A 12,866-nucleotide genomic window follows, 5' to 3' on the forward strand; every position below is an offset into this window, starting at 1 on the left:
CTTACTCAATGAGTGAATTGATTTTATCGGGGCGGAAGCCAGACCAATGCTGCTCTCCAACAATCACGACGGGAAGCTGCTGATATCCAAGTTTTTTTATAAATTCAATAGCTTGATCATCTTCAGAAAGGTCGATAATGGTGTACGGTAGTTGCTTGCGCTCGAATGCTTGGTAGGTGGCATTACATTGGACGCAGTTGGGCTTACTATAAATGGTAATCTCAGTCATTTTTTTCACCTTAACATTTTCAGAACGTGGTAGTTACGTAATGGTGGTGTATCGAATATGACAGGATACTATATATTGATGAAAAATATTTCAACCATACAATATATAGTGATTTGTTTGTTTGAATGATAATCATTCGAATAATTGTCTATGCTGTTATTAACACTGGAAATAAAAAATTCAAGGGGAGATGATTCAGTTAGCTACACTGAGAAAAAATATCATTGCAAAGTAGAAATAATTTACCTTATAACTGTATATACAATCAGGTAAATGAATCCTTTTGAGGAGATGTTATGTACCATCAATATTTAGTAGCACCAGAAAACTTTCCGAAACCGTGGATCCATATTACGGCTGATGATGAAGGTGTGACGAGTATCTATTTTGTTGATGAAAAAACGGAGAAAGAGTCGAAAAACGAATTCTCAAAGCTGTGTGCGAAAGAACTAAAAGAATATTTTAATCATAAACGGAAAGTATTTTCGGTTGCATTGAATCCACAAGGTACTGAGTTTCAGAAAAAAGTCTGGAAACATTTGTGCGAAATTCCTTATGGTGAGCGCTGGAGTTATAAAGATCTCGCCTTAAAATTGGGCTCGGTTAACTATTGTCGAGCAGTTGGTATGGCCAATTCACGCAACCCTATATCTTTGATTGTGCCTTGCCATCGTGTCTTAGGACATGACGGAAAGCTGGTGGGTTATACTGGAGGATTGGATATTAAAGATTGGTTACTTATTCATGAGAAGTAAACGCTAAAAAATTAACCATGAGTAATACTTACCTTTGCATTAATTACTATTATTAAGAATTATCCCCGTTTTCTGGGCGGAAGAGGTGGATAAATAATATTTTTTTATCATTTAAATCAATTTTCGTGATCTAGGTTGTAGACAAGCTAGTTATATATTTGATGTACTGAGCTTGATACAGATGGTGTGTCTATTTTATTTTAAAGGTAATATTTGATGTCTAAAGTTAAAGGTAACGTTAAGTGGTTCAATGAGTCCAAAGGTTTTGGTTTTATCACTCCAGAAGATGGTAGCAAAGATGTTTTTGTTCACTTCTCTGCGATTTCTGGCGACGGTTTCAAAACCTTAGCAGAAGGCCAAAAAGTTGAATTTGAAATCACTGAAGGCGCGAAAGGTCCATCAGCTGCTAACGTTGTCTCTTTGTAATTAAATACTTAGAAACGAACAGCACTAAACTCGCACTAGCTTTGCTAGCGCGAGTTTTTTTATGGTTAAAATTGACCTAATGATAATTTCTATTGGTGATAAATTAGGTAACTAATAAAAAACCCCAATGTGTAATAATTCACAATTGGGGTTTCTCTTAATCATTATTTTGACGAAAAGATTAATATTATTTAACTTCTTCGCCTTTTGCTTGTAGATCTGCATGATAGGAAGAGCGTACAAACGGGCCACAGGCTGCATGAGTGAAGCCCATATCCATCGCTGCTTCTTTCATTTCATCGAACTCTGCAGGGCTTACATAGCGTTTAACGGGCAAGTGGTGGCGGCTTGGCTGCAAGTATTGCCCCAACGTTAACATGGTTACGCCATGACGACGCAAATCGCGCATCACTTCAATGATCTCTTCATTGGTTTCCCCTAAGCCCACCATTAAGCCAGATTTTGTTGGGATTTCAGGGTGCACTTCTTTGAATTTTTCCAGTAATTTCAGTGACCATTCGTAGTTAGCACCAGGGCGAACTTGGCGGTAAATACGAGGTACGTTTTCAAGGTTGTGGTTAAACACATCCGGTGGAGTTGCGGTGAGAATTTCTAATGCGCGATCCATACGTCCTCGGAAGTCAGGGACGAGGGTTTCAATTTTAATGGTCGGGCTTTTTTCTCGGATGGCACTGATACAATCAGCGAAGTGCTGAGCACCGCCATCACGTAAATCATCACGGTCAACGGAAGTAATAACCACATAACGCAGTGCCATATCTTTGATAGTTTGCGCTAATTTTTCTGGTTCATTCGCATCAGGAGCATTTGGTCGACCATGGGCAACGTCACAGAATGGACAACGGCGAGTACAGATAGCACCTAAGATCATAAAGGTGGCGGTTCCGTGGTTAAAACATTCAGAGAGGTTAGGGCAAGAAGCTTCTTCGCAGACTGAGTGCAGGCCATTTTTACGCATTGCGGCTTTAATGCCTTGAATTCGCGTAGAATCAGCTGGCAATCTGATTTTCATCCAGTCAGGTTTACGTAGAATTTCTTCACGTTCCGTCACCACGTTTTTAACAGGGATCAGTGCCATTTTATCGGCGTCACGGTATTTAATTCCACGCTCGATCTGAATTGGTTTACTCATAATGTGCCGGTTCCAGTTATCTGTTTGCCATTAAAATTTTTTTGAAAAATGTTAAAAAATTATAGCATTATTATTGAACAATATGAAATCCAAGTGTGTCACAGAACTGACTAATAAGCACTGGCTGAACATCGTTTAATGTAATGTTTGGCGACAGCGCTCTCACTTGTGTCATTTTCAATTCACTATAACCACAAGGGTTAATACGATTAAAAGGCTCGAGATCCATATCCACATTCAGTGCCAAGCCATGGAATGAACAGCCTTTTCGAATACGTAAGCCAAGGGAGCAAATTTTGTCTCCGTTGACGTAAACGCCGGGCGCATCAGGGCGTGGATACGCACTGATATTAAAATGGGCGAGGGTATTGACCACGCAAGTTTCTAATGCACTAACAAGCTCACGGACACCAATGTGGCTGCGTTTTAGATCTATCATCACATACATGACTTGCTGACCGGGACCATGGTAAGTCACTTGTCCACCACGATCACTTTGGATAACGGGGATATTTCCCGGCGCGAGAAGGTGTTCGGCTTTGCCAGCTTGCCCTTGGGTAAATACGCAAGGGTGCTGAACCAGCCAAATTTCATCGCAGGTATCAGGAGTACGGGATTCAGTAAATTGGTGCATTGCCTCAGATGTGCTCTCGTAGGGAGCTAGACCTAAATCGCGGATGATGATGCTATTCTTCGACAAAATTCGGTGTCCACAGGCTGTAAAGATGAATGGCAGTATAACGCTGTGAACGCGTTACCACCAGTTTGTCTTGTTATTAACTTGTTATTTTTCAGCTGATATTGCAGATAATAAAAAACCGAGCCGGTGGCTCGGCCAGACCATTGACAAACCCATCAGGTTTGTTAATGGCTCTTTGGGGTTGTAAAATTAACAAGGAAAATCAATTCATTGATTTTCGCCTGATAACACAAAGAGGGAAAAACCACGCTTTTATCCCTCTTTGTTATCAACTTACCGAGCCGGTGGCTCGGTTTTCTTGTTGCTAATTACAGCACAACTTTGACTAACTCTAATGCGCCTAACTCAGTGTAGAGTGTTTCAACTTGCTCGATATGAGTGGCGTTAATCGTAATAGACACAGAATGGTAGTTACCTTTGCTGCTCGGTTTAACGTCTGGTGCATAATCACCTGGAGCATGGCGTTGAACCACTTCAATAACTTGGTCAACTAATTCTGGCTGCGCTAGGCCCATCACTTTGTAGGTCAATGGACATGGGAACTCAAGCAGTTCACCTAATTTCGTTTTCATGGGCACTCCTAAAATATTGATTAGCGCCTGCATAAAAATTGGCTGGAAGAAAATAGATTTCGCCAGCCAATTCACTATCCCATCAGGGTTTGTATTTCACTACAGGCTTTCAGATACAAACTATATGGGGTTAACTGATTTCAATTTCAAGTATTAACCAAACCAACGATGGAATAATAGTTTGATGTAGTCGATTAAACGGCTGAAGAAACCGCCTTCTTCAACATCTTTTAATACCGTTAAAGGACGTTGTTCGATGGTTTTACCGTCTAATTGGAAGCTAATAGTTCCCACTTGTTGGCCTTTTTTCAGCGGCGCTTCGATTTCAGTGGTAGTTAATTCGTAGCTTGCTTTTAAATCTTTTAAACGACCGCGAGGGATTGTGAGGTACAGGTCTTCAACCACACCTAGTTTAATTTCGCTGTCATCACCAAACCAAACTGGAGCAGTGGCAAATTCGACGCCAGCTTGCAGTGGTTTCACTGTTTCATAGAAGCGGAAGCCGTAAGTCAGCAATTTTTTGCTTTCTGCATCACGACCTTTGCTGCTCTTTCCACCCATAACGACGGAAATAAGACGCATATCGCCATCTTTTGCAGAGGCAACTAAGTTATAACCCGCTGCGTCAGTGTGGCCGGTTTTGATCCCATCAACCGCAAGGCTCTTATCCCATAACAGGCCATTACGGTTAGTTTGACGGATATTGTTAAATGTGAATTCTTTTTCTTTATAAATTTCGTACTCTTCCGGCACATCACGGATCAGTGCTTGACCAATCAACGCCATATCACGAGCCGAGCTGTATTGACCCGCTGCATCTAGGCCATGTACTGTTTGGAAGTGTGTATTTTGCAGGCCCAGTTTATTTACGTAGGTGTTCATCAAGTTAACAAAGTTAGCTTGGTCACCCGCGACATAGTCTGCCATCGCAACACAGGCATCATTACCAGATTGTAAGTTAATACCACGGGTTAGCTGAGAGACACTCACGCGATCCCCTGGTTTTAGGAACATTAATGAAGAGCCTTTGAAAATTGGGTTACCTGTCGCCCATGCATCATCACCCACGGTGACCATGTCATTCGCGCCAATTTTACCTGATTTGATGGCTTGACCGATAACATAGCTCGTCATCATTTTGGTCAAGCTAGCAGGGTCGCGGCGCTGATCTGCATTGCTTTGTGCAAGCACTTTACCTGAATTGTAATCAATCAGGATATACGCTTCAGCATCGATAGCTGGAGCCGCAGGAACTGAAGTATTTGGAAACGCTTCATTTGCATTTGCAAAAGTGACAGTAGAAACGATCAGTGCAGAAGCCAGCGCAGTCTGACGCACGATTTGTGGCAGAAAGACATTGCGTGATGAGGAGACATTTTTCATGGTTGTATCATTACATCCAACATTCGGTTAACACAAGAAAGCGCAGTTTAGCAAAAGTTCAAAGGCAGATAAAAGAAGCTCTTGCGCTGTGCAGGTAAATTTACGTTAGTTTATACCCGTTGTACTTTAAGTTGCAGGGGGAGCTATCAATAATTTCCCCTAGCAACGTAAATTATTCGGTTATTGAGTAATTAAGGGGCAACAACCATGGATTGTTGATTGCGCTCGGACTGCAAACGAGATTGTATCTCTACAGCTTGTTGTCTCGTTGTAAAAGGCCCTAATTGAACGCGGTAGATGCCATTGTAAGGCTGTAGACGACCCGGTACATTAAACTGACTTTTTAAGTTATCCAACATACTTTGTGCATTCGCTTTACTACTGATAGCGCCCGCTTGAACTAAGAAACCACGTTCAGGAACGGATTCTGTCGCCGTTGCTTTCGGTGCAACTTGGGGTTCTGGTTGCTTGATGCTCATATCAGGCATCGTTGGTTGCATAGGTTCCGCAGGCTGTTTTACAGGTAATGTGTTGGTTGGCGCTGGTGATTCTTGCATCACTGGCGTACCTAATGGGCCTGAACCTAATTGTGGACGATCCGGCAGGGCATAACTTTGTTTAACAAAGTTTGAGCCTACAGTTCCTGGTCCTGATAAGCTTCCATCAGGTGCAACTTGGATGGCATCAATCTTAATTTTTGTGGTCGTCATCAGATTTAAGCGATCGGCGACTGCACGGGATACAGCAATACTTTTACCGGGAGTATAAGGACCACGGTCATTAATGCGAACTACCATCATGCGTCCGTTCATCATGTTGGTGATACGGGCATAACTTGGAATAGGTAGTGTAGGGTGAGCTGCGGTTAACTCTACTGGGTTAGCTCGTTCACCAATGGCAGTCAATTGACCGGAAGCTTCTTGACCATAGATTGAAGCATAGCCCACTTGGGAAAACTGTGCAGGTTCACGGACAATTTGGTATTGCTTGCCATTACGCTGGTAATCATTATTCGCCGTTGGGTGATAAGGCTCATAATGTGGCTCAGCACCCAACACATCTTGTGCAGGGACATTGGTTGGTACTGTTGGCTGCTGCTTAACGTCTTCGTTAATACACCCACTGAGTAATGTGGTTGCCATGGCGAGCATAATCCATTGTAAACGCATACTAAGCCTCATTTTATAAACTCTTGGATAAAAATTTTCTGTGGGTATGGATAGACATGATAATACCGAATCCAGCCATTAAAACAATTAAGGCGGAGCCCCCATAGCTTACTAAGGGGAGGGGAACCCCCACGACAGGTAAAATACCACTAACCATACCTATATTAACAAACACATACACAAATAGGATTAGGATTAATCCGCCGACCATGACTCGCCCGAAGGTGTTTTGTGCACTTGCTGCAATATATAGCCCACGAATAATCAATAGGATATAAAGAGCCAATAAGACCAAGACACCAATCAATCCAAGTTCTTCAGCTAATACAGCGAAAATGAAGTCGGTATGACGTTCAGGTAAGAATTCTAGCTGAGACTGAGTGCCTTCCAACCAGCCTTTACCCATTAAACCGCCAGAACCAATCGCAATTTTAGATTGGATGATGTGATAGCCTTTACCTAGAGGGTCACTTTCTGGATCAAGTAGCATCATGACTCGAGCTCTCTGGTAGTCATGCATTAAGAAGAACCAGAGCATTGGAATAAAGGCGGCAACGGCGACGGCAGCAACGGCAATTAAACGCCAGCTCATTCCCGCTAAAAATAAGACAAATAGCCCTGATGCCGCAACGAGGATCGAGGTGCCCAAGTCTGGCTGAGCAGCTACCAGTAATGTTGGGACAAAAATAAATACAAGGGCAATACAGGTATTTTTAAAGGACGGTGGGCATGAGTCGCGGTTCATAAAGCGAGCAACCATGAGCGGCACCGCGATTTTCGCAATCTCAGATGGCTGGAATCGTATAAACCCCAAATCTAGCCAGCGCTGAGCCCCTTTACTGATTTGCCCAAACACATCAACAAAGACTAATAGAATAACGCAGAAAATAAATAGGTGTGGTGCGAGGCTTTCATACATGCGAGGTGGAATTTGCGCCATCACAATCATCACGACAAAACCAGAAAAAATTTGCCCCAGTTTTCGCTCCATCATTTCGGGATCTAACCCGCTAGCGCTCCACATAATGAAGGCGCTATAAGCGAGTAAGGCGATGATGATTAATAACATAGGCACGTCAATGTGCAGACGTGTTGATAGTGATAATTTTCTCTTATCGTCAGTCATGATTAACGATCTTCCTCTGCACTGGCACCCGTACTTTCAACTTGGGTTTTGTTATCACCTAACAGGACATGGTCAAAGATTTGGCGAACAATATCACCAACCGCAGGGCCTGCTCCCCCGTTCTCTAAAATGATGGCAACGGAAATAGTGGGTTTATCATAAGGTGCGTAAGCAATCATTAGTTTATGGTCACGCAAATGCTCAGCTAATTTGCTGGCGTTATAGGTTTCATAACTAAACACCTGCGCTGTTCCTGATTTTGCAGCAACTTTATAAGGCGTCCCGACGAAACTACGCTTACCGGTACCATTTGGCGCATTGGCCACACCGTACATACCCGTTTTGGCCAGTTCCCAATATCCAGAATGGATATCGCCAATTTGTCGGGTTTCTTTGTCTTCATAAGGCACCATGGCATCACCAAGTTTGGTTCCATATAGCAAATGAGGCGTTTTGACTTTTCCGTCATTAATCAATGTCATCAAAGCTTTAGACATTTGGATTGGTGTTGATGTCCAATAGCCTTGACCAATCCCGACAGGGATGGTGTCCCCTTGATACCATGGCTTTTTATAACGTTTTTGTTTCCATTCGCGGGTCGGCATCAGGCCTTGTCGTTCTTCGGAAAGGTCAATACCGGTATATTCCCCATAGCCAAAGCGGGTCATCCATTCAGAAAGGCGGTCAATCCCCATATCATAAGCGACTTGGTAGAAGAAGGTATCTGCGGATTCAATGATGGATTTGACCACATTCAGCTTACCGTGTCCCCAGCGTTTCCAGTCTCTGTAACGTTTCTCAGAGCCGGGGAGTTGCCACCAACCGGGATCGTAGATTGTCGTGTTCGGGGTAATCACTTTTTCGCTTAATGCCGCGACAGAGATAAATGGTTTTACCGTAGATGCTGGTGGATATAAGCCCTGAGTCGCTCGGTTGATCAACGGCCTATTAGGGTTATTTAACAGGTCTTGGTAATCTTTGTTGGAAATTCCGTTCACAAACAAGTTTGAATCGTAGCTTGGCGTGGAAACCAACGCGAGGATCTCACCATTACGCGGGTCTGTGACGACGACTGCAGCACGGCTGGTGGTGAGGATTTTCTCAATATAAGTTTGTAATTCGAGATCGATAGTTAAATAGACATCGCGACCTGCTTGTGGAGGCTGCTCGTGTAATTGGCGGATCACCCGGCCACGGCTATTCACTTCAACTTCTTCGTAGCCCGTTTTACCATGTAAGACATCTTCATAGTAACGTTCAATACCTAATTTACCGATATCATGGCTGGCGGCATAGTTTGGTAATAACCCTTCTTTATCAAGGCGCTCGACGTCTTTATCGTTAATTTTTGCGACGTAGCCAATGACGTGGGTTAATGCGGAACCATACGGATATGAGCGACGCTGATAACTTTTCACTTCTAAGCCGGGAAATCGATATTGATTAACGGCAAAGCGTGCAACTTGAACTTCATTCAGCTGCGTTTTCAGCGCAATAGAGGTAAAGCGGCGAGAGCGTTTACGCTCTTTTTCAAAGTTGCTGATATCTTCGTCTGTAAGGTCAACAACATCTCGTAGCTTATCGAGTGTTTCCTGTAAGTTATCGACTTTTTCAGGAACAATTTCTAACTGATAAAAGGTGCTATTAAGGGCTAACTGGGTACCTTTTCGGTCATAAATAATGCCGCGGCTAGGCGCAATAGGCACCAATTTAATACGGTTATCATTTGAGCGTGTTTGGTAATCTTCATGACGGACTATTTGTAGATGATACAAATTAGTCACGAGGATTGAAGTAAGTATGACAATGACGCCGAAAGCAATTAATGCTCGGCGAATAAACAAAACTGATTCTGCGGTATGGTCGCGAAAAGGGGTGCGTTGTTGTTTCATCCCATTGCCATTGTGTACAAATTAATTCCTAACTATTCCCGATGATATGGGTGATTAGTCGTAATACTCCATGCCCGATAAAGACTTTCGGCAACAAGGACTCGAACTAGCGGATGGGGTAGTGTTAGTGGTGATAGGGACCAACTTTGTTCTGCGGCATCTTTACACGCCGGAGCAAGCCCTTCTGGCCCACCAATTAACAGACTGACATTACGACCATCTTGTTTCCACTTGTCTAACTGTACGGCTAATTTTGGTGTATCCCAACGATCCCCTGGAATATCCAGCGTGACGATACGATTGCCTTTGCCGACAGCGGCAAGCATCAATTCACCTTCTTTTTCGAGAATGCGTTTGATGTCTGCATTTTTTCCACGTTTTCCTGCGGGGATTTCGGTTAATTCGAAAGGCATATCTTTGGGAAAACGGTGAAGGTAATCCATAAAGCCGGTCTGTACCCAGTCCGGCATTTTAGTTCCGACAGCGATGAGTTGTAATTTCAAACTCAGCTCCAGAGCTTTTCAAGTTCGTACATGCGGCGGCTTTCATCTTGCATGATATGGACGATGGCATCACCGAGGTCGACCACAATCCAGTCTGAAATGCCTTGACCTTCAACACCGAGAGGCATTAAACCGTTTTTACGGCACGCATCAATTAAACGATCAGCAACAGACATCAGGTGACGAGTAGAGGTCCCTGTGCAGATGATCATTTGGTCAGTAACACTTGATTTCCCATGGACATCGATTGAAATGATATCTTCCGCTTTCGCATCTTCAAGTTGATCGATAATAAATTGTTGGAGTTCAGTTCCTTGCAAAAGGTTCACCTTTTATTCAAATTGAGAGAATCTCTTGTTAAACACTATTCATCATTGTGCTTTCTAGGGAGCATTCCCCTAGCAAAGTGCCGCCATATTACCCCAGATTTTCACAAAAATCGGCTAAATTATTTTTTATTAACATAAGAGGGCAATTTATAGGGATATCTTATCGATTGGGCAAGATAATTATCGTAACTTTACAAATAAAATATCCCTATCTCTTGCGTATCAATATTCTAGAATATGCGTTGAGTTGTGCAATTAATTAAATCGAAAATAAGTGAATAAAAGGGAATAAATTATTTGCTGACATTCTTATTCGGTTAATAGAAATAAAATCGCTTATTTTTGATACAAATGTTGCTCTTGAATATAGTGATAAACCGCACGAGGGAGTAAATCTTCACAAGCCTGACCTTCGCTTAGTTGTTCTCGTATTTCAGTCGCTGAAATATTAACCAGTGGTGTATCGCCAATAAAAATCGAACCACAAGGTGCTTGGCTCAATACTTGCGGGTCTTGCACTTGATGCTGTTGCAGCCATTGCTGCATATCAGGATCGGTAAAATGTGTGGCGTAACCGGGTCTCGCGCAGACCAACAGATGGCATTTATCTAATAGCTGAGTCCAGCCATGCCAGGTATTAATGGATAACAAGGAATCTTGACCAATAATGAATGCAAGAGGCTGTTCCTGACCAAGTTCTTGACGCAATTCACTGAGTGTTTCGATTGTAAAAGAGGGCGTATTTCGCTGGAGTTCTCGCGTATCAACAGTAAATAGCGGGTTATTTCGAATAGCGAGTTTTACCATTTCTAATCGCTGGGTAGGGCTAGCTTCCGGCTGAGGTCGATGCGGTGGAACGTGGTTCGGCAGCAAAATCACTTTTTGCAGTCTCACCTGATGAGCTAATGCCTCAACAGGGCGCAGGTGCCCATAATGAATAGGGTCAAAAGTTCCCCCAAATAGCGCTTGTAGACCTTGTGGTTTAGCGTTCATCATTCATTACCATTGATATCAGGTGAGTTGTTTATCAGTGTTTTACTGAGCTATCGGCTATTATCGTGGCTGAATAAAATGTTCTGCATCGGTTTTACCGCACAACACCATGGAAAGAGATTGTAAATCCGGCCATGAAGAGTGAGAAAAGTCCTGCTTAGTATGAATTTCAGCTTGGGTGAGCAGCATCAGCGCAGATTGTAATTGATGTAAGCTCAAACGTTGCAGCGCTTCGCCTAACAGCCCTCGACGGTTTTGCCAAACTTTGTGTTGGTCATATAGCGTTTTTAATGGAGTGGTAGCCGATTGACGTTTTAACGTGATCAGCAACATTAATTCTCGTTGGATAGCACGCAGTAAAATCACGGCTTCAACATCTTCTTGTTTGAGCTGCTCAAGGATATGCCATGAACGGCGTGGCTTACCCGCTAGGATCGCATCAACCCAATGGTAGGGTGTAAAATGGGCGGAATCATTCACCGCACTTTCGACACGAGGGTAAGTGAGCTTTCCATCAGGATAGAGCAGGGAAAGTCTCTCTAGCGCTTGTGCTAATCCCAATAAATTACCTTCATAGCAATAGCAAAGTAATTGGTTTGCTTCAGTTTCTAATGAGAGCTGCATCTGGCTAGCTCGTTTAGAGACCCACTGCGGCAAACGTTGATATTCAGGCGTTAGGCAACTGACATAGATACCATCTTGGCTGATGGCTTTGAACCAAGCACTGTTTTCTTGCGCTTTGGTGAGTTTATGTCCGCGTAGAACTAATAGCAGGTCGGGGTGAAGTAAACCAGCGAGCTGTGTTAGCTTGTCTGCCATCGCGGCATTAGGGCCATTTTCAGGCAAAAATAGGGTGAGCATTTGGCGACTGGCAAATAGACTCAGCGCTTGGCAGAGACTAAAAATTTCATCCCAATCCGTGTTTTGCTCTAAAGCGAAAGTAAAATGCTCTTCAAAACCTTGCTGGCGTGCAACTTGGCGAATAGCATCTTGGCTTTCTTGAATAAGAAGGGGCTCGGAGCCCCAAATGAGATAGCGGCCTCTTAGAGACTCTTGTAACGAAGAGGCCAGCTGTTCAGGATAAATGCGTATCATTATTCGGCAACAGGTTTCTCAGCCGCTTGCGCTTTCGCTTTTTCTAACTCAGCACTGTGAACCAGAAGCAATTTACGCACGATGTTACGTGCCGCTTGTTGTTGCATCTCTTGCTTCACAATCTCGTTCTCAGCATCTTTTGCGAGCGCTTCTAACGGGTTATCAAAGAAAGTCCGCACAACTTTTGTTTCCAGCGGATAAATAGCACCATCAGGCATTAACACTTGTGCCTTCATGACCAATGTCAGTTGCTTCTCAGCCGCTTTACCATCTTGATAAATCGAAACGGTATCAGTGCTTTCTGTTGAACCTACAATTTTCAAAATAGGCACATCAGCGCGACCAGAATCGAGCAGAGTCACATTGTTGAGTCGTAGCTGTTCCCTGACCGCACGAGTTTGGTAACTGTACGGGTCTCCAGAACTTAACTGTAACGTTTTCAGTTCTTCGGGAAGTTGTGTGGTTCCTTGAAGACGAAAACCGCAACCTGCGGTGACGAGCACCGACAGGCTGAGAAATAGAGTTATCAGATAGCGCACTT

General features: G+C 43.3%; 15 protein-coding genes. 2 read left to right on the forward strand and 13 right to left on the reverse strand.

Annotated elements, in window-relative coordinates; genetic code table 11:
• Position 1: 1 nt before the first annotated feature.
• A complete protein-coding gene (gene nrdH, locus LDO73_RS04580; protein WP_224060399.1) occupies positions 2 to 229 on the reverse strand; it encodes a glutaredoxin-like protein NrdH in 228 nt (75 codons plus the stop codon).
• 296 nt (positions 230 to 525) lie between these two features.
• Here nrdH and LDO73_RS04585 point away from each other — a divergent pair, with 296 nt between their 5' ends.
• Positions 526 to 984: a methylated-DNA--[protein]-cysteine S-methyltransferase gene (locus tag LDO73_RS04585; protein ID WP_224060400.1), complete on the forward strand. Its 459-nt coding sequence runs from the start codon at positions 526 to 528 to the stop codon at positions 982 to 984.
• 216 nt (positions 985 to 1,200) lie between these two features.
• Complete coding sequence (gene cspE, locus LDO73_RS04590; protein ID WP_006662336.1) at positions 1,201 to 1,410, forward strand: transcription antiterminator/RNA stability regulator CspE; 210 nt, start codon at positions 1,201 to 1,203, stop codon at positions 1,408 to 1,410.
• Between the two features lie 187 nt (positions 1,411 to 1,597).
• Here the strand turns inward: cspE and lipA are convergent, their stop codons facing one another.
• The 12 genes from lipA to lptE form a co-directional block, all read right to left on the reverse strand.
• A complete protein-coding gene (gene lipA, locus LDO73_RS04595; protein ID WP_224060401.1) occupies positions 1,598 to 2,563 on the reverse strand; it encodes a lipoyl synthase in 966 nt (321 codons plus the stop codon).
• 70 nt (positions 2,564 to 2,633) lie between these two features.
• Positions 2,634 to 3,197 (reverse strand): lipoyl(octanoyl) transferase LipB, encoded by a 564-nt coding sequence (lipB, locus tag LDO73_RS04600; RefSeq protein ID WP_263422608.1) that lies wholly within the window; start codon positions 3,195 to 3,197, stop codon positions 2,634 to 2,636.
• Between the two features lie 374 nt (positions 3,198 to 3,571).
• Complete coding sequence (gene ybeD, locus LDO73_RS04605) at positions 3,572 to 3,835, reverse strand: DUF493 family protein YbeD (protein ID WP_006662335.1); 264 nt, start codon at positions 3,833 to 3,835, stop codon at positions 3,572 to 3,574.
• A 153-nt stretch (positions 3,836 to 3,988) separates the two neighbouring features.
• The gene (dacA, locus tag LDO73_RS04610; RefSeq protein ID WP_224060403.1) at positions 3,989 to 5,218 is read right to left on the reverse strand and encodes a D-alanyl-D-alanine carboxypeptidase DacA; all 1,230 of its coding nucleotides are present in this window, start codon (positions 5,216 to 5,218) and stop codon (positions 3,989 to 3,991) included.
• Between the two features lie 191 nt (positions 5,219 to 5,409).
• On the reverse strand, positions 5,410 to 6,387 hold the full coding sequence (gene rlpA / locus LDO73_RS04615) for an endolytic peptidoglycan transglycosylase RlpA (protein WP_224060404.1): 978 nt from the start codon (positions 6,385 to 6,387) through the stop codon (positions 5,410 to 5,412).
• A 13-nt stretch (positions 6,388 to 6,400) separates the two neighbouring features.
• Positions 6,401 to 7,513 (reverse strand): peptidoglycan glycosyltransferase MrdB, encoded by a 1,113-nt coding sequence (gene mrdB / locus LDO73_RS04620; protein WP_224060406.1) that lies wholly within the window; start codon positions 7,511 to 7,513, stop codon positions 6,401 to 6,403.
• 2 nt (positions 7,514 to 7,515) lie between these two features.
• Positions 7,516 to 9,405 carry a peptidoglycan DD-transpeptidase MrdA gene (gene mrdA, locus LDO73_RS04625; protein ID WP_224060408.1) on the reverse strand — a complete coding sequence of 630 codons (1,890 nt, stop codon included), beginning with the start codon at positions 9,403 to 9,405 and terminating at the stop codon, positions 7,516 to 7,518.
• Positions 9,406 to 9,437: 32 nt separating this feature from the next.
• Complete coding sequence (rlmH, locus tag LDO73_RS04630; protein ID WP_006660942.1) at positions 9,438 to 9,908, reverse strand: 23S rRNA (pseudouridine(1915)-N(3))-methyltransferase RlmH; 471 nt, start codon at positions 9,906 to 9,908, stop codon at positions 9,438 to 9,440.
• A gap of 2 nt (positions 9,909 to 9,910) precedes the next feature.
• The gene (rsfS, locus tag LDO73_RS04635) at positions 9,911 to 10,237 is read right to left on the reverse strand and encodes a ribosome silencing factor (protein ID WP_080675589.1); all 327 of its coding nucleotides are present in this window, start codon (positions 10,235 to 10,237) and stop codon (positions 9,911 to 9,913) included.
• Between the two features lie 336 nt (positions 10,238 to 10,573).
• Positions 10,574 to 11,233, reverse strand: coding sequence for a nicotinate-nucleotide adenylyltransferase (nadD, locus tag LDO73_RS04640; protein WP_423810872.1), 660 nt, complete (start codon positions 11,231 to 11,233; stop codon positions 10,574 to 10,576).
• Between the two features lie 57 nt (positions 11,234 to 11,290).
• The gene (gene holA, locus LDO73_RS04645; protein ID WP_224060409.1) at positions 11,291 to 12,325 is read right to left on the reverse strand and encodes a DNA polymerase III subunit delta; all 1,035 of its coding nucleotides are present in this window, start codon (positions 12,323 to 12,325) and stop codon (positions 11,291 to 11,293) included.
• The gene (lptE, locus tag LDO73_RS04650; RefSeq protein ID WP_036947677.1) at positions 12,325 to 12,864 is read right to left on the reverse strand and encodes an LPS assembly lipoprotein LptE; all 540 of its coding nucleotides are present in this window, start codon (positions 12,862 to 12,864) and stop codon (positions 12,325 to 12,327) included. Before lptE ends, holA begins: the two co-directional genes overlap by 1 nt.
• Between the last annotated feature and the right edge of the window lie 2 nt (positions 12,865 to 12,866).

This window comes from Providencia alcalifaciens (assembly GCF_915403165.1).
Lineage (GTDB): Bacteria > Pseudomonadota > Gammaproteobacteria > Enterobacterales > Enterobacteriaceae > Providencia > Providencia alcalifaciens_C.